A 22910-nucleotide genomic window follows, 5' to 3' on the forward strand; every position below is an offset into this window, starting at 1 on the left:
AAGCGCGCCAGCGCCAAGTACGGCGTGCCGGCCCGGGACATCCTGGTGGAGCTGGGCCGCCGCGGCATGGTGGGCGGGCAGGAGGACATGATCGAGGATACGGCCATCACCATGGCGCGGGCACGGGGGCTGACGGCCTGACGCAGGCGCCTGGAGACGACGGTTTCGATGTACTTTGTGTCGGGGGGCGAAATGCAACGAAATCACCTGACGGGTCTTGAAGTACTGCAATCGCAGGATGTGGATGAAACCCGCGCGCTCGTCGCGGGCGTCTTCTGCGACCATCGCCTGTCCCTGACGGACCGGACGTCCCAGCTCGACTATCGGCACCGCTACTTCCGCACCCCGGCCATGAGCTTCAGCGTGATCCGCTACGGCGCCGGGGTCCGTGTCGCCCCCCAGGCGCTGGAGTCCTTCTTCCTGATCCAGCTGCCCCTCAAGGGCGGCGACCGCATCGAGTCGGCAAAGGAATCCCTGCTGAGCCAGCCCGGCCGGGGCACGATCCATTGCCCGGGCGAGTCCTTTTCCATGAACTGGAGTGCCGACTGCGCGAAGCTCGCGGTGCGCATCGAGCGTGATGCCATGGAACGGCACGCCGCCGCCCTGCTCGGCCGCCCCCTGCCGCAGCGTCTCCATTTCGCGGCGGAGATGGACACCCGCAAGGGCAGTGGCCTGGCCTGGGAGCGGACGATCCGGCAACTCCTGCGCAGCGTCCAGCAGACCCCGGAGCTGGTGGGCCACCCCCTCATGCAGGCCCAGTTCGAGCAGCTGGTCATGTCGGGCCTGCTGATCTGGCAGTGCAATACGCTGAGCAACTGTCTCGGCCAGCCCACCGCAAACGTTCAGCCCCGCCACCTCAAGCTGGCCGAGGACTACATGCGCGCCCACCTGGATGCGCCGATCACCAATGAAGAACTCGCCGCGCTGACGGGCATCAGCCTGCGCACCCTCTACAACAGCTTCAGGAAGTTCCGCGGCGTCAGCCCCATGCGCTACCTCAGGGACCTGCGCATGGACAAAGTCCGCGAGGCGCTGCTGGACGCCGACGGGATTCACAACGTCACCACCGTGGCCACCCAATGGGGCTTCTTCGAACTGGGCCGCTTCGCCGCCGAGTACCGCCGGCGCTACGGCGAATCCCCCAGCGACACCCTGCGGCGGCGGGGCTGAACCCCAGCGCACAGGTGGCACACCGACACGCCGTCTGACGGTGGACGTGGCCTCTTGCGTAGGGGTGACTTCAGTCGCCCCAGTGCACGTCAATCACCGGCATACCCTCAATCGCAGTCCGCGGGCGACTGAAGTCGCCCCCCTACCCCTCCACCCCCTGCTTCAGCCGATAGGCCAGCTGGCGCCGGGTGATGCCGAGCAGTTTCGCGGCGTGGGTGAGGTTGCCGCCGGCGCGTTGCACGGCGAGCTCCAGCAGCTTCGCTTCATGCTGCTCCAGGTCGAAGCCGTCCTGGAGGATGGCTTCGTAGAGGCGTTGGCGGGTGGCGTCGCCGGCGTGGCCGACCAGGCCGGCACGGTCCACTTCGGCACCCAGGCTGTGGGCGGGGGCGCCGCCGGCGAAGAGGTGGTCGATTTCGACGAGGCCGCCGCTGGGGGCCAGCAGCACGCCACGCTCGACAAGGTTCTGCAGCTCGCGCACGTTGCCCGGCCAGGGGTAGGCCATCAGGGCCTGCATGGCCCGGTCGCTGAAGCCCTGGACCTGCTTGTGGTAGGGGGCTTCATACTTCTTGACCAGAGCGGCGGCGAGGAGCGGGATGTCGCTGCGCCGGTCGCGCAGGGGCGGGATGAGTACCGGGTAGGTGGCGAGGCGATAGTACAGATCGGCACGGAAGCGGCCGGCGCGGATGGCTTCCTGCAAGTCCACGTTGGTGGCGGCCACCAGGCGCACGTCCACCTTGCGGGTCTGGTCGTCGCCCAGGCGCTCCACCTCGCCGGTCTGCAGCACGCGCAGCAGCTTGACCTGGGCGGCCAGAGGCAGGTCGCCCACTTCGTCCAGGAACAGGGTGCCGCCGTGGGCCCGCTCGAAGCGGCCGGCGCGGGACTGCTGGGCGCCGGTGTAGGCGCCCTTCTGCACGCCGAACAGCTCGGATTCGAGCAGGTCGTGGGGAATGGCGGCGCAGTTGACGGCGATGAAGGGCTGGTCGGAGCGGTCGCCGTGGTCATGGATCCAGCGCGCAAACATCTCCTTGCCCACGCCGGTCTCGCCGAGCAGGAGCACGGTGATGGGGCTGGCTGCCGCCCGGGCGATCAGGTCGAAGGCGGCCTTGAAACCCGGCGAGGCGCCGATGAGCTTGCCGCTGGTGCATTCGGTGCCCAGGCTGCGGCGCAGGCGGCTGATCTCGGCGCGCATCTCGTCGAGCTGGCCCTGCAGGTCGTCGGGCTTGAAGTAGTTGAGATAGGGGTCGTCGCCCCAGGCCTCCACGGGCTTGCCGACGATGTGGCAGTGGGCCTCGCCACAGGCCACGCAGGCGGTCTCCTTGAAGATCACCGGGCGGTTGAAGAACTGGGTGACGTAACCCGAGGCGTAACCCACGATGGTCCAGCAGGCCGGGTCGTCGCTGATGCCGAAGAGCTGGAGGTGGGAGTCGGCCTCCCAGGAATTGTGCCAGTCCACTTCGCCGGCAAAGCTGCCCCGCTCCCAGTCCAGGTCGGCCTGGACGATGGTGGCCTTGACCAGACCCTCGAAGGAATGCAGCTCGGGGCCGATGCGGAATACGTCGTAGGGGTCGCCGGCGCCCAGCAGCTTTTTGGCAAGCTCGGCGTCCTGCTGGCCGGAGGCAAAGCCCATGCGGATGAGCAGGCCCTTGGCCCGCTCGGCGCCGAGGGAGTCGAACAGCTCGCGGCGCAGGGCCCCCATGGCCCGGGCGTGGAGCAGCAGCATGCGGTTCTCGTCCAGCCAGATCTGCCCTTCGTCCACGTTGAAGCGCAGGCGTGAGCGCAGGTTGAACTGCTCTATGAGCTTCTGCTCGGCCATCGTGTCCCCGTTGTTTTATGTGACCCTCGGCCTCTGCGGGCCGGGGTGGATGCGTACTTTAACCCTGCACAGCCATCCGCGGGCGGCTGAAGCCGCCCCTACATTGCCCCTGCCGTGCTCACACGGGGGTGGCATTCATCAGCTTCACGAACATCCGCTTGAAGGCTTCGTCCTGCTCGCCGCCCACCCGCACTTGGGCGTTGCGACCAAAGGCGTCGGCGATGGCCTGCCAGTCGGCGGCGTCCAGATGCTGGCGGGCAGCGGGGAGGATGAGCTTTTCTTCGGTGCTCAGGTGGCGCCACTGGGCTTCGGCGAAGGCTTCCAGGGCGGCGGCCAGGGCGTGGCGCTGGCCGTCGTTGTGGCGGGTCGCCACCAGGGCCTGCTCCACGGCCTGGATCTGGGCGCTGCCCTCGCTGTGCTCGGCGCGCAGCTGGGCGATGAGGGGGGCGGATTCGGGATGGCGCGCGGCCAGGCGGGCAAACAGGAACTGCTCCTCCTTGGGGTGGTGCAGCACCTCGGGGAAGGCCTGGATGTAGCGCACCAGCTGGCCCACGAAGTCCAGGTCGGGCAGCGGGCCGCTGGTGCGCAGCCGGGTGGCGGCGTCGCGCAGGCCGCGGATCACCGCGGCGATGGCCCGGTGCTCGTCCTTGATCACCGCAATGGCCACATCGGCGGCGCTGCCGGTGGCGTTGGACTCCACGCTGGCCACCAGCACCGGCAGGGTGCTGTGGGCCAGCACCTTCTGGGTCTGGGAGCCGAGCATCAGGGCCTTGAGCCCCTTGTGCCCGTGGGAGGCCATGAAGATCAGGTCGCAGCCCTGCTCCGCCGCCACGTCGAGGATCAGCTCGTAGGGGCGCGGGCCGGTGCGGGCCACGGCCGCGCAGGGGATGGCGAAGGCCCCCGCCGCCGCCACGGCCTTGGCCAGGATGGCGCTGGCCTCGCCGGCGGCGGCTTCGGCAAAGTCCTGCGGTTCGAGGCTGCGCAGCAGGGCGCCGTCGCCGCTGGCCCCCAGGTCACCCCGGGCGCTGAAGAAGGTGATGCGGGCGCCCAGGCTGCGGGCAAAGTCGACGGCCTGGGTGACCAGGCCGATGGACAGCGCGGAGCCGTCCAGGGGCACGAGCAGGTGACGGTACATGGAGCGGGTCTCCTCGGATTCGGTTTCGCGTGGGGTCGGTTTCAGGCCCGGGCCTTGGGCTTGAGCAGGAAGTGCCCCAGGGCCGGCAGCAGGATCAGGGCGCCGAGCATGTTCCAGATGAACATGAAGGCCAGCAGGATGCCCATGTCGGCCTGGAACTTGATGGGCGACCAGGCCCAGGTGGCGACGGCGATGCCCAGGGTGACGCCGGTCAGCACCACCACCTTGCCGGTGAAGGTGAGGGCCTTGTAGTAGGCCTCCGACAGGCTCATGCCGCCCTTCAGCCGGGCCAGGGTGACGGTCATGATGTACAGCGCGTAATCCACGCCGATACCCACGCCGAGGGCGATCACCGGCAGGGTGGCGACCTTGACGCCGATGTTGAGCCACACCATCAGGGCCTCGCACAGCACCGAGGTGAGCATCAGCGGCAGCACGGCGCAGATCACCGCCTGCCAGGAGCGGAAGGTGATGAAGGCCAGCACGATCACCGCCAGGTACACCAGGCCCAGCATCTCCACGTTGGCCTTCTTCACCACGATGTTGGTGGCGGCCTCGATGCCGGCGTTGCCGGCGGCGTTGAGGATGCGCAGCTCGTCGCTGCCATGGCGGGCGGCAAAGCCTTCCACCACCTTCACCACGCTGTCCAGGGTGTCGGCCTTGTGGTCCTTGAGGTAGGCGTACACCGTGAGCAGGTCGCAGTTCTGGTTGAACATCTCCCGCGGGGCGCGGGTGATGATGGCGTTGAGGTTGTCCTGGGAACGGGGGATCTCGTACCACTTGAGGCTGCCCTCGTTCATGCCGGCGTTGGCCACCTTGGCCAGGCCCGCCAGGGAGCTGGTGGCCTCGACACCGGGCAGCTGCTGCAGCTCGCGCTCCAGGGCATCCACGGTGGTAAGGGTGGTGTAGTGGGCGCAGGCGTACTGGGGCGTCTTAACCATCACCACATACACGTCGCTGCTGGCGGCGTAGTTGGCCACCATGAAGGCGTTGTCGCGGTTGTAGCGGGAGTCGGGGCGCAGCTCGGGGGCACCGGGGTCGGTGTCACCGATCTTGAGCTGGAAGCTCACCACCAGGCCGGCGATGCCCATGGCGGTGCCCACCAGCACGGCCACACTGGCCCACTTGCGCTGGGTGAAGAGATCCAGGAAGGCCCAGAAGGGGTGCTTGGCGTGCTGGCTGTCGCCCGCCTCGGCGATCTCGTCGCGCAGGCTGCGCTGGGCCGCCACCGGGCTGACCCCGGTGTAGGACAGCAGGATGGGCAGCAGCACCAGGTTGGTGAAGATCAGCACCGCCACGCCGATGCTGGCGGTGATGGCCAGATCCTGGATCACCTGGATGTCGATCACCATCAGCACCGCAAAGCCCACCGCGTCGGCCAGCAGCGCCGTCATGCCGGCCAGGAAGAGGCGGCGGAAGGTGTAGCGGGCGGCCACCAGCTTGTGGGTGCCACGGCCGATGTCCTGCATGATGCCGTTCATCTTCTGGGCGCCGTGGCTCATGCCGATGGCAAACACCAGGAAGGGCACCAGCACCGAGTAGGGGTCGAGCTCGTAGCCCAGGGTGGGCAGCAGGCCGAGCAGCCACACCACGGCGATCATCGAGCACAGCACCACCAGCAGGGTGCTGCGGATGCAGCGGGTGTACCAGTAGAGCACCGCCGTGCAGATGGCGATGGCCATGGCAAAGAAGATCAGCACCTGCTGCAGGCCTTCAATCAGGTCGCCCACCACCTTGGCAAAGCCGGTGACATGGATGGCCACCTTGTCCGATTCGTACTTGGCACGCAGGTCTTCGATACGCTGGGACAGGGCGTGGTAGTCGATGCGCTCGCCGGTCTCGGCCACCTTGTCCTGCAGGGGCACCAGCACGATGCTCGACTTGTAGTTGGCGGCCACCAGCTGGCCGATCTCGCCGGAGCGCTCCACGTTGAGGCGCACCTGGGCCAGGCTCTCCGGGGCACCGTCGTAGTCGTCGGGCACCACCGGGCCACCGTCCAGGCCGTCCTCGGTCACGCCGGTCCAGCGCACCGAGGGCGCCCACAGGGACTTCATGTAGGGGCGGTCCACGCCGGGGTAGAGGAAGACCTCGTCGGAGATCTTCTTCACCGTGTCCAGGTACTCGGGGTCGAAGATGTCGCCCTGCTTCGCCTCGACGGCGATGCGCAGGCTGTTGCCCATACCCGCCAGCTGGCCCCGGTTCTCGAGGAAGTTGACGATGTAGGGGTGCTTCGTCGGGATCATCTTCTCGAAGGCGGCGTTGAGCGACAGGCCCATGGCCTTGTAGCCCAGCACCACGCTGATCAGCGCGCACAGCACGACGATCACCAGCCGGTTGTTGAAGAGGATGCGCTCGGGCAGGGTGCCGGAGCGGGCGTCGAAATCGGCCAGGTTGCGGATCACCAGGCCGTCGGGGATGTCATGGGCGTGGCTCATTTGCTGGCTTCCGCGGTGAGGGTTGCGGGCTCGACGCGGCTCGTGCCGCGGGCTCCGGAGACGATCAGGGCACCATCGGCGGCCTGCACCATGCCGGTCAGGCCGGTGGGCAGGGGCGTGGCGAGGGGCGCGAAGCGGGTGGCGGCGGCGTCACCGCGCAGCAGGCGGCCGCTCTCGTCGGCCAGCAGCAGGCTGCCGTCGGCCAGACGCAGGCCGGCGCTCAAGGTCACCGGCTGGGCCAGCTCGATGCGCGTCCAGCTGGCGCCCTGGTCGGCGCTGCGCCAGGCATTGCCGCGCAGGCCATAGGCCAGCAGCGCGCCGTCGGCCACTTCGAGGGCGCCAAAATAGGTACCGGCGTAGGGCGTGGTGAGGCGCTGGAAGCTGGCGCCGCCGTCCGTCGAGCGGATCAGGGTGCCCTGCTCGCCGGCCAGCAGCAGGCGGCCGTTTGCCTCACCCACGGCGTAGAGGTGCTTGCCGCCGGGGTTGGGGATGCGCCCCATCAGCGACTGCCAGGTCTTGCCGCCATCGTTAGTGGCCAGGGCCAGCCCGTAGGCGCCCACCACCCAGCCCCGGCTGGCGTCGGCAAAGTGCAGGCCCAGGAAGGGCTTGTCGGGCCCGTCCTGCACCAGGCCCTCGGCCTCGCGCTGGTGCTTGAGCGCGGCAGGGTCGCCGCTGGCGGCGGCGGCCCGGGCGGCCTCGGCGATCAGGGCAGCGGCCTTCGCCCCGTCCAGCTGCACCTGCCAGGTGTCACCGGCGTCGGCGCTGTGCAGCACCACGCCGCTGTGGCCCACGGCCCAGCCCAGGGTGTCGGACACAAAGCGCACCTGGGTCAGGGCCACGCTGACGGGCACCTGCCTGGCCTGCCGCCAACTGCGGCCATCGTCATCGGAGAGCAGCACCAGGCCGCGCTCGCCCACCGACACCAGGCGCTTGCCGGCCCGGGCCACCGAGAGCTGCAGGGAGGTGGCGGCACGTACATTGGCCTGGGCCGGCTGGGCCAGCAGGTCGGGCACCGCCCGGGCGGCATCGCCACCCGCGGCAAGGGCCGTGGCCACCGCCAGGGCGGCACAGGAGAGGGTCGCGGCCAGGCGGCGACCGGAGAGAAAGGCTTGCATCGTCGAATACCTGAATGCGGGCTACCGAAGATAAGAACTCGACGCGCGTCAGCGGGCGGCTTCGGCGGCCACGGCATCACCCGTGAAGTAGGTTTCCTTCTTGCGCGGCACGATCTTGAAGTCTTCGTCGTTGAGGGCCTGGATGACGCTCATGGTGCCGGCCTGGAGGTTGAAGACGGTGGCGGTCTTCATCATGGTGCCGGGCAGCGCCGGGACCACGAAGGGCGTGACCTGGGTGGTGCGCCACAGCTTGCCTTCGGTGTCGAAGCCGTCCACCAGGCTGATCAGCCAGGTGTCTTCGTCCAGGTAGTAGCGGCGCTTGGGCACGGCGTGGCGCTTGCCCGAGGCCACGGTAGCCTCGACCACCCACACGCGGTGCTTCTCCCAGCGCACGTGCTCGGGGTTGAGGTGGTGCTTGCCGATGGCGTCGTCCAGCTTGGCGCCGATGAAGCCATTGTTGTTGTAGGGGATGAGCATTTCCTTCTTGCCCACCAGCTTCCACTGGAAGCGGTCGAGGGCACCGAAGAAGCCCTGCACCTCGTCGAAGTAGTTGGCGCCGGAGGCCACGAAATCGGGGGTGTCGTAGGACACGGTGGGGGCGCGGCGCACGCGGCGCTGACCCACCAGGTACTGCCAGGCCTGGCGCGACTGCTTCATGTCGATGCTGTCGCGGATCACCAGGGACTCACCGGCCTTGAACGGGGGCTCCAGGGTGTTGAAGCGGAACATGGCGTATTCGCCCGACCAGCTCTCGGGGGTGGCGTCCTTGTAGTACTGGGGGTACTGGAAGGCGATCTCGTTGCGGGTGGCCAGGGTCTTGCTGCCGTCGGCGTTGCCGACGATGTTCTTGAAGCGGTACTCGATGGACTCGGCTTCGAGGCGCATCAGGTAGTTCCACATCACTTCGACGCCTTCCTTGGGGATGGGGAAGGGAGTGCCGCCGATGCAGCCTTCCAGAGAGTAGCCGCCATCCTTGGTCTTGCAGCGGGTGGCGTTCTTGAAGACGTTGTCGTAGACCTCCTGGGGCGCCGCGGCGGTGCGGTGGCTGGGGTACACATCGAGGCGGAAGCTGTCCGGGTACTTGGCCAGCAGGGCCTTGCTGCCGTCCGACAGCAGGTCGGCGTACTGGGCGGCGTTCTTGGCGGTGACCTGGTAGAGGGGCTTCTCGTCGGCGAAGATCTGGGTGGGGATCACGCCCAGCTTCTTGCCGGGCAGGGCCTTGGTGATGCCGCCGTTCCAGGCGGGGATGCTGCCGTCCTTGTTGGCGGCCTTCTCGCCGCCCAGGGGCGTGAGGGTGGTCTTGAGCTTGGCGGCCTCGTCGGCCGTCACGGCGGCGTGGGCGGCGCCGGCCAGCACGCCCATGAGGGCGGCAGCGATGATCGTGGTCTTGGTCATGAGAGTCTCCGGAATGTTCTTGTTCGAGTCAGAAGGTGCGCTGGATCGACAGGGACACGAAGTCCCGGTCGCCGTGGAAGTTCTGGTAGGACAGCTCGGGCACGGCCGTGCCGTAGCGCACCACCGAACCTGCCGAACCGAAGTAGTGGGTGTAGTTGAGGCCGGCCTGCCAGGTCTTCTGGTAGTCCGCCTTCACGCCCAGGCTGAAGTTGCCGCCCTGCTCCGCCGGAAACAGCACGCCATTCACCGAGGAGCGCCCGCTGATGCCGTAGGAGAGGCCGATGGGCACCTGCAGATCGACGCCGGGCACCACCTGGAAGTACTCGGGCTGGAAGATGAACTGCAGGGCACTGGCGTCCTTGGTGGCCAGGGGGTCGAGCTGATTGGCGTTGTCGCTGATGGACAGGCGGCGGTTGTAGGCAAACTCGCCGATGAAGGACGCGCCCTCCCACAGGGCGCTGGCGCCCAGCACGCTGATGGCCGACACGTTGAGGTGCAGGGTCTTGCCCACCGGGAAGGCCGCGCGGCTCTTGCCGTTGGAATCCACGCCGGTGATCACCGCGTTGCCGGAGGCCACCAGGGGCATGTTGTCGCGGAAGGACAGCTCCGCCGCCACGTTGGTCTCGCCCACCAGGGTGCTGATGCTGGCGCCCACGGTGCGGATGTTCTCGGCGTACACCATCACGTAGTCGCCCACGCTGCCGGCCTGCACGTTAACGCCGGGGCGGGCATAGAACTGGGGCATCTTGTCGTGGAACTGGGCGGCGTAGAAGCCGTATTCGGTGTCGCCGGACTTGAGCTTGACCTGGAAGCCGCCCTGGCCCGAGTTGCGTGCCTCGATGTCCTGGCCGCGGTAGAGCACGGCGCCGGGGCCGAGGATCAGGGATTCGCCCCCCGCGTCCACAAAGTCGGCAAAGCTGAAGTAACTGCCCGCCGCCGGAAGGCGCGACTTGCGCCATTCCAGCTGGTAGTAGGCGCCCACCGACAGGGTCGGGCTGATCTGCACCTGGGTGGACAGCTGCCCCACCGGGCGGGCGATTTCCTTGAACTGGGAATTGGGCACCGACAGGGCCTTGACCAGGTCCAGGGGGGTCTGGGCGCCGGCAATCCCGTTGTTGCCGAAGAACAGGCTTTCGCCATAGAGCTGGGTGAAGCGGCCGCCCTTGACGTTGACGTTGAGATCGCCCGGGGTGAGGTTGGCGTAGGCAAACACATCCATCAGCTCGGCCTTGCGGCCATGCAGCTGCTCGGTGGCCTTGGTGAACTCACCGGCCTGCACCGAGCGGGTATTGACCAGCGCGCCGCCCAGGGCACCCTGGTTGTCGTTGCCGCGGTTGTAGACGTCGTCGTACCAGGCCGCGCCGCTGACGCGGAAGCCGAAGTCCTTGCGATAGCGGAATTCGAACTCGGAGAGCAGATCGAGGCGGTTGGAGATCAGGCCCTTGCCGAAATTCTGGTCGCCGTCGTTGGTGTTGGCCTGGGGGCCGAGGGAGTTGTCGGCCACCTTCGCATCGACGCTGCGCACACGGAAGGCATTGCTGTACTTGACGGTGTTGTCCCAGGACATGTTCACATCCGGGTTGCCAGAATCGATCTGGAATGCGGCGGCTGCGCCGCTCGCCAGCATCGCCACCGCGGCGGCAATGGCGGTCACCGCAACCGGCGCGCGGCGCTGGCCGGCATGCCAGGACGCAGCTTCTCCGCAGAAACGCTTGTTCATGTCTTCCTCCTCTTTCGTGTGTGTCTCGCGTCTTGTTACCCGTCTGGCTGAAGCCTCGCGCCTGAGACGCAGCGGGTTGGAGCGCAAGTTATCGACTCGGAGGATTACCGTCCAATACCATTATTCCCCCCACTCAATACCTCCAGGGTATGATCTGGACGAGCGCCAGCCGGCGCATGCCCCCGGAGATTCCAATGGACTTGCGTCACCTGCGCTATTTCGTTGCCGTGGCGGAGGAAGAGAACATCGGCCGCGCCGCCGCGCGCCTGCACATCTCCCAGCCGCCCCTGACCCGCCAGATCCAGCAGCTGGAAGAGGAACTCGGCGTCACCCTGTTCCTCCGCACCCCCCGGGGCATGACCCTGACCCAGGCCGGAGAGCTCTTTCTGGAGGAGGCGCGCAACATCCGCGCCCTGGTGGAGCAGGCCACCGAGCGCACCCAGCGGGCCGGTCAGGGCAAGCTCGGGCGGCTTGACGTGGGCATTTTCGGGTCAGCCATCCTGGATGCGATCCCCAAGCTGCTGCTGGCCTTCCGCAACCGCCATCCGGACGTGAAGGTGGTGCTGCACACCATGAGCAAGGGCGAGCAGATCGAGGCCCTGCGTCAGCGCCGCATCAGTGTCGGCTTCAACCGCATGCTTGCCCCGCTGGAAGACATCGGCGTATGCCAGGTGACCACCGAAGGCCTGCTGGTGGCCATTCAGGCCGACGACCCCCTGGCCCGCCAGCCGGTGATCCGCTTTGCCGAACTGCAGCAGCACCCGCTGATCCTGTTCCCCACCGGCGCCCGCCCCAGCTTCATCGACAAGGTGATCGGCCTGTGCAGCACCGCCGGCTTCCAGCCGACGATCTCCCAGGAGGTGGGCGACGCCGTGACAGGGGTGGCCCTGGTGGCCAGCGGCTTCGGCGTGTGCCTGGTGCCCGACTCGGCCACCACCCTGCAGTTTCCCGGCGTGGTGTACCGGACCCTCGCCGACACCCCGCCCAACTTCTTCGTGGACCTGAGCTGCATCTACCGCAAGGACGACCAGTCGCCCCTGCTCGGCGCCTTCCTCGAAACCGTCGAGGAGTTCAAGAAGGCGAGCCCGGCGCCACCACGGGCTTAGGGCACGAACGCAAGCCTGGCGACAGATCAATGCAAGATCCGTGCAAGATTCACCACAATCTCTTCATGGGTATTGACCTCTCCTTGCACCCCTACTTACAATAAGAAACATTCTCATTTGCGATTGCTGAATTTTCAGTAGATTTACATTCGCAGATTGCCAGCCAGCCAAGCCGCCATCGCAGCCCAGCCAGCCAGCTCACCCCGCTCCCTCACCCCGTGCCCGAGGAGGGAGCAGACTGACTGAAAGCCGTCAATGCGCCGACTTGCCCATGCCGCCTGTACGCTCCTGCTCCTCAGCCTTGCCGCCTGCGGTGGCGGAGGTGGCGGCAGCGCCCCGTCGTCCGGCATGTCTGCCGCCGCCCAGGTGGGCGAGAGCCTCTTCAACGACCCCATCCTGTCGAGCACCGGCGCCATGTCCTGCGCCTCCTGCCACGACAAGGCCAACCACCACGCGGCCCCGGACACCCGCTCCGTGCCGGCCGGCGCCAACAGCGGCCACGAGGCCGGGCGCCAGGCGCCCTCCCTGCAATACCTCAAGTTCAACACCGCCTTCGCCTTTGCGGGTGACGGCACACCCACCGGCGGATTCACCTGGGACGGCCGCGCCACCTCCCTGGCCGACCAGGCCAGTGGCCCCCTGCTCAACCCCGACGAGATGGCCAACACCAGCATCGACGACGTGGTGGCCAAGCTCAAGCGCTCGACCCACGCGGCGGCCTTCCGCAAGGTCTTCGGCGACGACATCCTGGAGCGGCCGGCCGACGCCTTCGCGCGCCTGCAGTTCGCCCTGCAGCAGTACCAGATCGAAGACCCCGACTTCGCCCCCTTCAGCAGCAAGTTCGATCTCTGGCAGGCCGGCAAGGCACAACTCAGCAGCGCCGAGCTGAAGGGCTGGTCGCTGTTCAACGACCCGAACAAGGGCAACTGTGCCGCCTGCCACGTGAGCACGCCCGTCGGCGGCAACCGGCCCCTGTTCACCGACAACACCTTCGACAACCTGGGCGTACCCCGCAACCCGGAAATCAAGGCCAACGCCGACAGCAACCACTACGACCTGGGCCTGTGCGGCCCCACCCGTACCGACCTGAGCGGCCGCACCGACCTGTGCGGCGCCTTCCGGGTGCCGAGCCTGCGCAACGTGGCCAAAACCGCACCCTACTTCCACAACGGCGCCATCAAGACCCTCACCGACGCGGTGCGCTTCTACGTGCGCCGGGACACCAACCCCGAGGAGTGGTACCCCACCGACGCCAACGGTGTGGTGCTCAAGTTCAATGACCTGCCCCTGGCCTACCACGCCAACGTCAACGTCACCGAGGCCCCCTACAACCGCAAGCCCGGCGACGCCCCCGCGCTCAACGAAAGCGAGATCGCCGACCTGGTCAGCTTCCTCAACACCCTGACCGACGGCTACACGCCCTGAGCCCCACGCTCGCTGCCTTCCCCTCCCCCGCCTTGCCCCGGAGTCTGCCCCGATGAAAACCACCCCGATCTGCCTGGCCCTGGCCATGCTCTTCAGCGCCGGCACCAGCCATGCCGCCACCGACGCCAAACTGCTGGCCCGCATCGAACGCATGGCCGCCGAACTGGAGGCCGTCAAGGCCGAGCTGAAGACCGTCAAGGCCGAAGCCGCCGCACGGCAGGCGGCACCAGCTGCCGTCAGCGCCCCGGCCACTGCCGTCGCGGCAACGCCCGCGGCGGCGCCCGCACCGGCCCCGCACGCCGCCGCGCCGATCGAGATGGCCCAGGCAGCGGCCCCGGCCCCCTACCAGTCGCCCCTGAGCCCCTCCGGCAGCCAGACCACCTTCTTCGGCTACGGCGAGATCAACTACAACCGCCCCTTCCGGGACCAGAGCCAGACCCAGCTGGACGTGCGCCGGGCCGTGATCGGCATCGCCCACCAGGCCAGCGAGCGCACCCGCATCGTCGGCGAGTTCGAGTTCGAACACTCGGTCACCTCCGCCAGCGACGCCGGCGAAGTGGCGGTCGAGCAGCTCTACGTGGAACATCGCCTGACCGACAACGTGAACGCCAAGGGCGGCCTGTTCCTGATCCCCCTCGGCTTTCTCAACCTGAACCACGAGCCCACCGCCTACTACGGCGTCGAACGAAACTTTGTCGAAACGGCGATCATCCCCTCCACCTGGCGTGAAGTGGGTCTGTCGGCCTTCGGCGTCAGCGACGCCGGCCTGCGCTGGGATGTGGGCCTGACCAGCGGCTTCAACCTCAACAAATGGGATGGCGCTTCCAGCGAGGGCAAAGAATCGCCCCTCGCCGCCATCCACCAGGAAGGCCAGCTGGCCCGGGCCAACAACCTGTCGGCTTACGGTGCCCTCAGCTGGCGCGGCACGCCGGGCCTCGACGTGGGCGCCGGCCTGTTCAGCGGCAAGCTGGCCCACAAGGTCAAGACGCCCTCGGACATGGAAGCCAACGCCGCCGGCCTCTACGCACCCGACGCCCGCCTGACCCTATGGGACGCCCACGCCCGCTGGACGCCCGGCAAATGGGATCTGTCCGCCCTGTATGCCCGCGGCACCATCACCGACACCGCCGGCTTCAACGAGCGCCTGGCCGGCACCAACCTCGTGCCCAAGTCCTTCTTCGGCTGGTACACCCAGGCCGCCTACAAGCTCTGGGAGAACGGCGAATACGCCCTCAGCCCCTTCGCCCGCTACGAAGTCTTCAACACCGCGGCCAGCTTTGCCGCCCTGCCCGCCGGCCTGGGCGTGGATGCCGACCGGGACGAGAAGGTCGTGACCACCGGCGCCAACCTGCGCATCGGCAGCAACGTGGTGCTGAAGGCCGACGTACAGCGCTTCCAGGTGGCCCGCGCGCGCGACCGCCTGAATCTGGGCATCGGTTACCAGTTCTGATCCTGCCGCCGCCCCGCCCCCTTCCGCCCGCCGGCCCTTCCAGGCCGCCCGGGCATTTTCGCTTGATGGAGAGCCCCCGATGAGCCAAGCCTGCAACGGCTGGACGACCGTCTCCCTGCTGGCCGTGGCCGGCGTCACCGCCGCCCTGACTCCGCCACTGGCCGAGGCCGCCCAGTACATGAGCATCGAACAGGCCCAGAAAGCTGCCTTCCCCGACGCCGACCGCTTCGAAGCCCAGACCCTGCGCCTCACTCCCGAACAGCTGAAGGCGCTGGATGCTGTGGCCAGCGTGCGCCAGCGCGGCGAGATCCGGCGCATCGAAGCCTGGGCCGGCACCACGCAGCTCGGCACCCTGTACGTGGATGACGTGATCGGCAAGGTCGAGTGGGTCACCTACGCCCTGGCCATCGGCATGGATGGCAGCGTGCGCAGCCTCGACATCCTCGAATACCGGGAAACCCACGGCTACGAAGTGCGCACCCCGAGCTGGCGCAAGCAGTTTGCCGGGCGGCGGGCCGATCCGCCCTTCCGCTTCGGCGAGGACATCAAGAACATCAGCGGCGCCACCCTGTCCTGCGCCCACCTCACCGCCGGGGCCCAGCGCCTGCTGGCGTTCCATGCCCGGTCGGGCAAGGGCACCCCATCACGCTGAGCGGCGACCCGATGACACCCGGCACCCTGCGGCGCCTGCGCCCCTGGCTCGGCACCTATGTCGCCGTCGAGGCCCGCCTGGACGACGCGGCGGCAACCCCTCCGGCCATTGAGGCCGCCTACGCCGAAGTGGCCGCCATCCATGCCGCCCTGAGCTTTCATGCGGCCGACAGCGAGCTCTCCCGCCTCCACCGGGAAGCCCATCGCCGACCCACCCCGGTCGGCCCGCACAGCTGGTCGGTGCTCACCGCGGCCGTGCAGCTGGCAGCCGCGTCGGACGGGGTCTTCGACCCAAGCGTGGCCCCGCAGCTCGTGCGTCACGGCGCCCTGCCCCGCCCCCACGGGCCCGACGCCGACGCCCGCGCCAGCTGGCGCGACATCGAACTCCTCGACGACCGCCGGGTGCGCTTCCACCGCCCCCTGTGGATCGACCTGGGCGGCATTGCCAAGGGATACGCCGTGGATCGCGCCATCGACACCCTGCTCCAGCATGGCGCCCGGCACGCGGCGGTCAACGCCGGTGGCGACCTGCGCGTCGCCGGCCCGGACGCCCATGGTCAGCCCCTGGTTCTCCGCGACCCGGCCGACCCGACCCGCCACCTCCCCCTGGGGACACTGGGCGTGGGCGCCGTCGCCACCTCCGGCGAATTCCTGCTGGGCCGCCCGCCCGGCGCCGCAGCCATCTCTCCCCTGGTGGATCCCCGCCACGGCCCACGCCCGGCCCGCCCGTGCAGCGTGACGGTGATTGCCGACCGGTGCATGCTGGCGGACGGGCTGACCAAGATCGTCGCCCTGCTCGGCACCGCCTCCCTGCCCCTGCTGGAATCCCTGCACGCCCATGCCGCCATCCTCGAGGCGCCGGACCAGCTCCACACCACCGCCGGCTTCCGGGACGCCCTCGGGCATCCCCGGCCGCCAGGAACCACCCACCATGCATGACCCCCATCACCGCCCCCGCAAGGCCGTCCGCCCGGGGCGCCGTCAACGCCAGGCCGTCTACGCCGGCACCGGCCTGCTGCTGCTCAGCGGCCTGCTGTGGCTGCTCGCCCACTACGCCCTGCCCCTGCCCGAGGATGCCGCCCGCCACCCCCTCGAAACCTGGGCCATGCGCGTGCATGGCGCCGCCACCCTGTTCGGCATGGCCGTGCTCGGCGGGCTGTGGGGCCCCCACGTGCTCCGCGCCTGGGCCGGCGCCCGGCATCGCCTGTCGGGTGTAAGCCTGCTCGGCCTGTGGCTCGGGCTGGCACTGAGCGGGTACGGCCTGTACTACGTGGCCGACGAAGGCTTCCGCTCCGCCGTCAGTGCGCTCCACGTGGTGGCAGGCGGCGGACTGCCCCTGGCCTTCGCCATCCACCTCCTGGCCGCCGCGTCGTCCAGGCGCAAGGCGGCTTGAAGGGGCGCCGGCGCCCGTCGGCAACCGCCCCCCGCATCCCGCATCCCCGCACGCACACCGGTCACCGCCATCGGTCGTGCGCATGCGCATCTTGACCAGAATCAATCAAGAATGATTCTCAATCAAATACCATTCCGCCATGGCATCTCCCCACTCCGGCAAGCCAGCCAACGCCAGCCAGCCTCACTCGCACCGGAATCCCGACCATGGCTCGCCTCCGCCTCACGCCCCTTGCGCTGCTCCTGTCCCTGACCCATCCGCTGGCCCACGCCGCTGACCCCACCCTGCCGGCCGTCCAGGTGACAGCCAAGGGCTACGCCGCCGACGATGTGGACACCCCCGCATCCACCACCACCCTGAACCGCAGCGAACTCGACCGGCGCGGCGCCGGCAACCTGGGCGACGCCCTGCGGAACGAACCCGGCCTGGCCATCGCCAGCGACAGCGCCCAGGGCCAGAACCCCATCATCCGCGGCCTGGGCCGGGACAGCATCGTGCTGCTGGTGGACGGCATGCGCTTCAACTCGGCCCAGCCGGCCGGCGCCATCGCCTCCTTCATGAGCCTGGGGTTTGCCGAACAGGTGGACGTGGTGCGCGGCGGCGCCTCGGTGCTGTATGGCACCGGCGCCCTGGGCGGCGCCATCAACGTGATCCTGCCCCAGGCCCGCTTCAGCCCGGGCATCGGCGGCACCGCGGCAGCCAGCTACGACAGCAGCAGCCAGGGCCTGCGCGGCACCGCCGTGGTCAATGCCAGCGAGGGGGATCACGCCATCATGCTCGGTGCATCCATCGCCCGCTTCGACGACTACCGCTCCCCCGAGGGCCGGGTGGCCCGTACCGGCTACGACTCCGACGCCTACATCGGCCAGTACCGTTTCCGCGTGGACGCCCAGCAACAATTGCGCGTCTCCCTGCAACTGCACCAGGACAAGGACGTGTGGTACCCCGGCTCGACCCGCCCCCACTCGGCCCCCAGCGTCGGCAGCACCACCATCCACTCGCCGGACCAGGAGCGCCGCCTGGCCGAGATCGGCTACAGTCGCAAGGGCGGCGGCGAGGCACCGGTCAACCTGGACGTGCGCCTCTACCGCCAGGAGATGGAGCGCAGCATCTACGCCTGGGCGAATGGCCTGGGCCGCGACATCGTCACCACCAAGGTCACCTTTGCCACCACGGGTCTTGACCTCAAGACCGACTGGCTGGCCCACCCCGACCACCTGCTGTCGGCGGGCCTGAACGCCTGGGAGATGAGCGGCGACCCAAACCGGCAGATGGCCACACCGGCCTCCGGCTTCAGCACCTTCACCCCCAACAGCCCCTTCCGCGACGCCCGCATCCAGGCCCTGGGCGCCTACGTGCAGGACGACATGCGCTTCGGCGCCCTCAAGCTGCTCGCCGGCCTGCGCTACGACGTGGTCCGGGGCAGCGCCGACAGCATGAACAACGGCGCCCGCAGCACCGGCCTCGACCGCAGCGAGAGCGCCGTCTCCGGCAGCCTGGGTGCAGTGTACGAAGTGGCCCCGCTGCTGCGCCCCTACGCCAGCTACGCCCGGGCCTTCCGCGCGCCCGGCATGCGCGAGCGCTACGAATCCGGCCTGCGCGGCGACGGCTACTACTACGCCGGCAGCCCGGAGATCGAAGCCGAGACCGCCGACCAGTTCGAGATCGGCCTGAAGGGCCGTGACGGCGACTTCGACTACACCCTGTCGGCCTTCCACAACCGCATCGCCAACTACATCACCGGGCAGATCCTCACGGGCACCGCCGCCACCCAGGCCTGCGGCGCCGCCAACGCGGCCAACTGCAAGAAGACGATGAACCTCGGCAGCGCCACCCTCCACGGCGCCGAGGCCCGGGGGCGCTGGCAGTTCCTGCGCGAGCAATGGCTCAGCGTCGGCTACAGCCGCGTGCGCGGCACCAACAACGACCTGGACGAACCCCTCTTCCAGATGCCCGCCGACACCCTCAGCCTGGGCTGGCTGGGGCGCCTGCTGCCCGCCGTGCAGGCCGACTTCACCCTGCGCCTGGTGGATCACCAGGACCGGGTTGCCACCGTTTTCACCAAGGGCAGCGAAAACCCCACCGCCGGCTTCGTCACCGCCGACATGGGCGCCAGCTGGCAGCCGGACCCGCGCAACACCGTGCGCCTGGCGGTGCGCAACCTGGCCGACCGGCGCTACCACGAACACCTGACCGAGGGCATCTCCGGCCAGGAGATCCTGTCCGCCGGCCGCAGCGTGCAGCTGTCCTGGCGCGGCCGCTTCTGACCCCCGAAAGGCCCCGCCCGTGAAAACCCGCCGCCGCCTGCTCCTCGCCCTCGCCACCACCCTGCTCGGCACCGCCAGCCTGCCCGCCGCAGCAGAGCGCCTGCCACGCCTGGTCCTGTCCGGCCCGGCCGCCTCCGTGTCGGTGCCGCTGATCCACATGGTCGAGACCGGCGCCCTCAAGGACGTGGCCGACAGCGTGGAGTTTCAGCCCTGGAAGGACCCGGACCAGCTGCGGCTGATGGTGCTGGGCAAGAAGGCCGATTTCGTCGCCATGCCCACCAACGTGGCCGCCAACCTCCACGCCCGCGGCGTCGGCCTGCGCCTCCTCAACGTATCCACCTGGGGCGTGCTGTGGATGGTCTCCCGCGACGCCAATGCCCGCAGCCTGGCCGACTTCAAGGGCAAGGAGATCGCCATGCCCTTCCGCGCCGACATGCCCGACATCGTCTTCGGCCTGCTCGCCGAGAAGCAGGGCCTCGACCCGCGCAAGGACTTCAAGCTGCGCTACGTGGCCTCGCCCCTGGATGCCATGCAGCTGCTGGTGACCCGCCGGGTGGACCACGCCCTGCTGGCCGAGCCCGCCGTGTCCATGGCCCTGCGCAAGACGCGCTCCTTCCCGGTCAGCATGGTGGCGCCGGAGCTGCACCGCAGCGTAGACCTGCAACAGGAATGGGGCCGGCTGCTCAAGCGCGAGGCACGCATCCCCCAGGCCGGGGTGGCCGCCGTGGGCCGGGCCGCCACCGACGATGCCCTGCAGGCACGCATCACCGCGGCCTACGCGGCCTCCCTGGCCTGGTGCACCCAGAACGCCCTGAAGTGCGGCGAGATGGTGGCACGGCGCATCGACCTGCTCAGCCCCGAAGCGGTGGCCGACGGCATCGCCGCCGGGCAGATGCGCGCCGTGTCCGCCGCCGCGGCCCGGCCCGAGCTGGTGTTCTTCCTCGGCCAGCTGCACGCCCGCAATCCGGCCCTGGTCGGCGGCAAGCTCCCCGACGACAGCTTCTACGGCAGCGGCCAATGAGGCCGGCGCGCCCGGCCCAACGCCTGCTTCGCCACGCCACCGGGGCCCTCGGCGCCACGGGGAACTACCTGTGGAGCGGCTGGGGCTCCATCGCCAGCATCGGCCTCTTCCTCGCCGCGTGGGACATGACCGCCGGGCACCTGGGGGAACTGATCCTCCCCCGCCCCCTGGAGGCGCTGGCCCGCCTGCAACAGCTGCTCGCCGATGGCCAGGCCTGGCCCGAGATCGCCGTCACCGCACGCCGGGCCCTGGCCGGCTTTGCCCTGTCGGTGGGCATCGGCAGCCTGCTCGGGCTGCTCGCCGGGCTGTCCGTCACCGCCTCCATGACCGCCCGGCCCCTGGTCACGCTGCTCGTCGGCATGCCCCCCATCGCGTGGCTGATCCTGGCCCTGCTGTGGTTCGGCGCGGGGGACGGCACCCCGGTGTTCACCGTCTTCATCGCCTGCTTTCCGATCATCTTCGTGGGCGCCATGCAGGGCACCCGCAGCCTGGACGGCCAGCTTCGGGAACTCGCCCGCGCCTTTCGCCTGCCCCCCTGGATGCGCCTCACCGACGTGATCCTGCCCCACGTGGTGTCCTACCTGTTTCCGGCCTGGATCTCGGCCCTCGGCATGTCCTGGAAGATCGTCGTCATGGCCGAGTTGCTGTCCACCGAGGACGGCATCGGCGCCGCCCTGGCCGTGTCCCGCAGCCACCTGGATACCGCCGCCTCGATGGCCTGGATCGTCGCCCTGGTGGGCAGCCTGCTGGCCATCGAATACCTGCTCCTCGAACCGGTCAAGCGGCGGGTGGAGTCCTGGCGGGAGTTCGCATCATCAAGCAGCTGAGAATCGACGCCCTCAGCCACCGCTTCGGCTACCAGCGGGTGCTCGAGGACATCCACCTGAGCGTGGCCCCCGGCGAGGCCGTGGCCCTGGTCGGCCCCTCGGGCTGCGGCAAGAGCACCCTGCTCAACCTGGCCGCCGGCCTGCTCGACCCCTGGGAGGGCAAGGTCCACAACAGTTTCACGCGCAGCACCATGATGTTCCAGCAGCCGCGCCTGCTGCCCTGGAAGCGCACCCTCGACAACATCGCGCTGGGGCTCAAGGCGCGGGGCGAGAACGCCCCCCGGCGCCACGCCACGGCCCGGCGCCTGGCACTGGAGATGGGGCTTGCCGACGAGGACCTGGACAAATACCCCAGCGCCCTCTCCGGCGGCATGCAGAGCCGGGCGGCCCTGGCCCGGGTGTTTGCGGTGGAGCCCGACCTGCTGCTCCTCGATGAAGCCTTCGCCGCCCTGGACATCGGCCTCAAGAGCGAGCTCTACGGCCTGCTCGCCCGCCAGCGGGCAGCCCACGGCTGTGCCGTGCTGATGATCACCCACGACCTGATGGAAGCCCTGCGCCTGGCCGACCGCATCCTGGTGATGGCCGGCAGCCCGGGACGCATCGTCGCCAGCCACGCCATCGACGAGCCCGCCGCCCGGCGCAGCGAGGACTGGGTGTTTGCCCACACCGCCCGCTTCATCCGCGAACCCGGCATCCGCGCCGCCTTCGGCCTGCCCCCATGCTGAACCACCCCCGGCGCCCGCTCCGCCTCCTGCCGGATCTGTGGATCTGCCCCTTCCGGCCCTTCTTCCTGGCCACCGCCGTCTCCGCCTTCCTGGGCATGGCCCTGTGGCTGGCCGTGCTGTCGGGGTGGCTGCCGGCACCCGACACCCCCGGCGGGCCGATCGTGCTGCACGCCCACGAGATGATCTTCGGCTTCGCCACCGCCTCCATTGCCGGCTTCCTGCTCACCGCGGTGGTCGAGTTCACCGGCTGCGCGCCCATTGGCCGGGGCGCCCTCGTCCGCCTGACCCTGCTATGGCTGGCCGGCCGGCTGGGCTGGGCCCTGTCGGGCGTGCTGGGCCCTCTGCCCGCGGCCGTGGCCGACCTGGGTTTCATGGGGCTGCTGCTGTTCCACGTGGCCGGCCCCCTGTGGCGCTCACCCCAGCGCCGGCACCTGGCCTTCTTCCATACCCTGCTGGCCCTCGGCCTGTGCCACGCGGGCTTTCACCTCACCCTGCTGCGGGGCGCAGACGCGCTGCCCTGGCTGCACCTGGCCACCGGGCTGCTGATGATCCTGATCGTGGTGGCCCTGAGTCGCATCTCCATGCGCCTGGTCAATGACGTGCTCACGGATCAGGGTGGCATCGCCGCCCCCTACCTGGCCCGCCCACCCCGGCGCAGCCTGGCGATCTTCACCATCGCCCTGTTCAGCGCCGCCGAGTTCGTGCTGCCGCCGGGCAGCACCACCGGCTGGCTGGCCCTCGCCACCGCGGCGGCCGTGTTCAACCTGCTCAACGACTGGCACGTGGGCCGTGCCCTGTTCCAGCGCTGGGTCTTCATTGCCTACCTGGTGTACTGGTGCATGGGGCTGGGCTACGCCCTCATCGGCATCGGCCTGCTCGCCGGGCAGCCCTGGGGCAGCGCCGGACGGCATCTGCTGCTCGTCGGCGCACTCGGCCTGGCCATCCAGATCGTGATGGTGGCGGCCGGGCGGATGCACAGCGGCTGGGGCCTCGACCCGCGCCCCTGGGTGCCTGCCGCCGGGCTGCTGATCCTGCTGGCCGCCCTGGCACGCAGCCTCGCCGGGCTCCCGGCCGGCAGCGCACATTACCCGCGGCTCATCCTGATCGCCGGGAGCCTGTGGCTGCTGGCCTGGGGCCTCTACCTGGCCCGCTCCTTCCCGGTGCTGGCATTGCCCCGCCCGGACGGTCGACAGGGGTGCGACGAAGCCGTGACAAAAACTTAAACGAGAATGATTATTATTTGATATTCTATCTCCGTGGCA

18 protein-coding genes and 1 pseudogene are annotated in these 22910 nt (G+C 69.1%); 13 read left to right on the top strand and 6 right to left on the bottom strand.

The genetic code is table 11. The annotated features are described in order from the left end of the window. Positions 1-141: pseudogene (locus L6Q67_RS17110) on the top strand (4-hydroxy-2-oxovalerate aldolase); the annotation flags it as partial. Between the two features lie 51 nt (positions 142-192). Beyond that, positions 193-1170, top strand: a complete 978-nt coding sequence (locus L6Q67_RS17115) for an AraC family transcriptional regulator (RefSeq protein ID WP_296572148.1) — start codon at positions 193-195, stop codon at positions 1168-1170. A 142-nt stretch (positions 1171-1312) separates the two neighbouring features. Here L6Q67_RS17115 and L6Q67_RS17120 read toward each other — a convergent pair whose 3' ends face one another. From L6Q67_RS17120 to L6Q67_RS17145, 6 genes are all read right to left on the bottom strand, one after another. Beyond that, positions 1313-2983: a sigma-54-dependent Fis family transcriptional regulator gene (locus L6Q67_RS17120; protein ID WP_296572150.1), complete on the bottom strand. Its 1671-nt coding sequence runs from the start codon at positions 2981-2983 to the stop codon at positions 1313-1315. A 118-nt stretch (positions 2984-3101) separates the two neighbouring features. Next, entirely contained in the window at positions 3102-4118 is a 1017-nt protein-coding gene (locus L6Q67_RS17125) for a universal stress protein (protein WP_296572153.1), read from the bottom strand. Positions 4119-4159: 41 nt separating this feature from the next. Beyond that, positions 4160-6553, bottom strand: a complete 2394-nt coding sequence (locus tag L6Q67_RS17130) for an MMPL family transporter (protein ID WP_296572156.1) — start codon at positions 6551-6553, stop codon at positions 4160-4162. Next, positions 6550-7668 carry a YCF48-related protein gene (locus L6Q67_RS17135; RefSeq protein ID WP_296572159.1) on the bottom strand — a complete coding sequence of 373 codons (1119 nt, stop codon included), beginning with the start codon at positions 7666-7668 and terminating at the stop codon, positions 6550-6552. The genes L6Q67_RS17130 and L6Q67_RS17135 overlap by 4 nt, the downstream gene beginning before the upstream one ends. Before the next feature lie 48 nt (positions 7669-7716). Further along, positions 7717-9063: a DUF1329 domain-containing protein gene (locus L6Q67_RS17140; protein ID WP_296572162.1), complete on the bottom strand. Its 1347-nt coding sequence runs from the start codon at positions 9061-9063 to the stop codon at positions 7717-7719. A gap of 28 nt (positions 9064-9091) precedes the next feature. Further along, positions 9092-10783, bottom strand: coding sequence for a DUF1302 domain-containing protein (locus L6Q67_RS17145; protein WP_367171651.1), 1692 nt, complete (start codon positions 10781-10783; stop codon positions 9092-9094). A 194-nt stretch (positions 10784-10977) separates the two neighbouring features. On the opposite strand from L6Q67_RS17145, the gene L6Q67_RS17150 reads away from it, so the two are divergent. The 11 genes from L6Q67_RS17150 (at position 10978) to L6Q67_RS17200 (ending at position 22871) form a co-directional block, all read left to right on the top strand. After that, positions 10978-11889 (top strand): LysR substrate-binding domain-containing protein, encoded by a 912-nt coding sequence (locus tag L6Q67_RS17150; RefSeq protein WP_296572170.1) that lies wholly within the window; start codon positions 10978-10980, stop codon positions 11887-11889. 255 nt (positions 11890-12144) lie between these two features. Next, positions 12145-13314: a cytochrome c peroxidase gene (locus L6Q67_RS17155; RefSeq protein ID WP_296572173.1), complete on the top strand. Its 1170-nt coding sequence runs from the start codon at positions 12145-12147 to the stop codon at positions 13312-13314. A 52-nt stretch (positions 13315-13366) separates the two neighbouring features. After that, on the top strand, positions 13367-14764 hold the full coding sequence (locus L6Q67_RS17160; protein WP_296572176.1) for a porin: 1398 nt from the start codon (positions 13367-13369) through the stop codon (positions 14762-14764). 79 nt (positions 14765-14843) lie between these two features. Continuing rightward, positions 14844-15416 (top strand): FMN-binding protein, encoded by a 573-nt coding sequence (locus L6Q67_RS17165; protein ID WP_296572179.1) that lies wholly within the window; start codon positions 14844-14846, stop codon positions 15414-15416. Between the two features lie 11 nt (positions 15417-15427). Further along, entirely contained in the window at positions 15428-16354 is a 927-nt protein-coding gene (locus L6Q67_RS17170; RefSeq protein ID WP_296572182.1) for an FAD:protein FMN transferase, read from the top strand. Further along, complete coding sequence (locus L6Q67_RS17175) at positions 16347-16808, top strand: hypothetical protein (protein WP_296572185.1); 462 nt, start codon at positions 16347-16349, stop codon at positions 16806-16808. The genes L6Q67_RS17170 and L6Q67_RS17175 overlap by 8 nt, the downstream gene beginning before the upstream one ends. A 206-nt stretch (positions 16809-17014) precedes the next feature. Then, positions 17015-19075 carry a TonB-dependent receptor gene (locus L6Q67_RS17180; protein ID WP_296572188.1) on the top strand — a complete coding sequence of 687 codons (2061 nt, stop codon included), beginning with the start codon at positions 17015-17017 and terminating at the stop codon, positions 19073-19075. A gap of 37 nt (positions 19076-19112) precedes the next feature. After that, complete coding sequence (locus L6Q67_RS17185; RefSeq protein ID WP_296572425.1) at positions 19113-20096, top strand: PhnD/SsuA/transferrin family substrate-binding protein; 984 nt, start codon at positions 19113-19115, stop codon at positions 20094-20096. Further along, the gene (locus L6Q67_RS17190; RefSeq protein WP_296572191.1) at positions 20093-20923 is read left to right on the top strand and encodes an ABC transporter permease; all 831 of its coding nucleotides are present in this window, start codon (positions 20093-20095) and stop codon (positions 20921-20923) included. The genes L6Q67_RS17185 and L6Q67_RS17190 overlap by 4 nt, the downstream gene beginning before the upstream one ends. Before the next feature lie 38 nt (positions 20924-20961). Continuing rightward, on the top strand, positions 20962-21648 hold the full coding sequence (locus tag L6Q67_RS17195; RefSeq protein WP_296572194.1) for an ABC transporter ATP-binding protein: 687 nt from the start codon (positions 20962-20964) through the stop codon (positions 21646-21648). Next, complete coding sequence (locus L6Q67_RS17200) at positions 21642-22871, top strand: NnrS family protein (protein ID WP_296572197.1); 1230 nt, start codon at positions 21642-21644, stop codon at positions 22869-22871. Before L6Q67_RS17195 ends, L6Q67_RS17200 begins: the two co-directional genes overlap by 7 nt. The last annotated feature ends 39 nt before the right edge of the window (positions 22872-22910 follow it).

Source organism: Zoogloea sp. (assembly GCF_023150065.1).
In the GTDB taxonomy this organism is placed as follows: Bacteria; Pseudomonadota; Gammaproteobacteria; order Burkholderiales; family Rhodocyclaceae; genus Zoogloea.

Bases quoted from the DNA above. Each gene is read 5' to 3' on its own strand.
- L6Q67_RS17115 (WP_296572148.1), top strand. From the start codon at position 193: ATGCAACGAAATCACCTGACGGGTCTTGAAGTACTGCAATCGCAGGAT.
- L6Q67_RS17120 (WP_296572150.1), bottom strand. From the start codon at position 2,983: ATGGCCGAGCAGAAGCTCATAGAGCAGTTCAACCTGCGCTCACGCCTG.
- L6Q67_RS17125 (WP_296572153.1), bottom strand. From the start codon at position 4,118: ATGTACCGTCACCTGCTCGTGCCCCTGGACGGCTCCGCGCTGTCCATC.
- L6Q67_RS17130 (WP_296572156.1), bottom strand. From the start codon at position 6,553: ATGAGCCACGCCCATGACATCCCCGACGGCCTGGTGATCCGCAACCTG.
- L6Q67_RS17135 (WP_296572159.1), bottom strand. From the start codon at position 7,668: ATGCAAGCCTTTCTCTCCGGTCGCCGCCTGGCCGCGACCCTCTCCTGT.
- L6Q67_RS17140 (WP_296572162.1), bottom strand. From the start codon at position 9,063: ATGACCAAGACCACGATCATCGCTGCCGCCCTCATGGGCGTGCTGGCC.
- L6Q67_RS17145 (WP_367171651.1), bottom strand. From the start codon at position 10,783: ATGAACAAGCGTTTCTGCGGAGAAGCTGCGTCCTGGCATGCCGGCCAG.
- L6Q67_RS17150 (WP_296572170.1), top strand. From the start codon at position 10,978: ATGGACTTGCGTCACCTGCGCTATTTCGTTGCCGTGGCGGAGGAAGAG.
- L6Q67_RS17155 (WP_296572173.1), top strand. From the start codon at position 12,145: ATGCGCCGACTTGCCCATGCCGCCTGTACGCTCCTGCTCCTCAGCCTT.
- L6Q67_RS17160 (WP_296572176.1), top strand. From the start codon at position 13,367: ATGAAAACCACCCCGATCTGCCTGGCCCTGGCCATGCTCTTCAGCGCC.
- L6Q67_RS17165 (WP_296572179.1), top strand. From the start codon at position 14,844: ATGAGCCAAGCCTGCAACGGCTGGACGACCGTCTCCCTGCTGGCCGTG.
- L6Q67_RS17170 (WP_296572182.1), top strand. From the start codon at position 15,428: ATGACACCCGGCACCCTGCGGCGCCTGCGCCCCTGGCTCGGCACCTAT.
- L6Q67_RS17175 (WP_296572185.1), top strand. From the start codon at position 16,347: ATGCATGACCCCCATCACCGCCCCCGCAAGGCCGTCCGCCCGGGGCGC.
- L6Q67_RS17180 (WP_296572188.1), top strand. From the start codon at position 17,015: ATGGCTCGCCTCCGCCTCACGCCCCTTGCGCTGCTCCTGTCCCTGACC.
- L6Q67_RS17190 (WP_296572191.1), top strand. From the start codon at position 20,093: ATGAGGCCGGCGCGCCCGGCCCAACGCCTGCTTCGCCACGCCACCGGG.
- L6Q67_RS17200 (WP_296572197.1), top strand. From the start codon at position 21,642: ATGCTGAACCACCCCCGGCGCCCGCTCCGCCTCCTGCCGGATCTGTGG.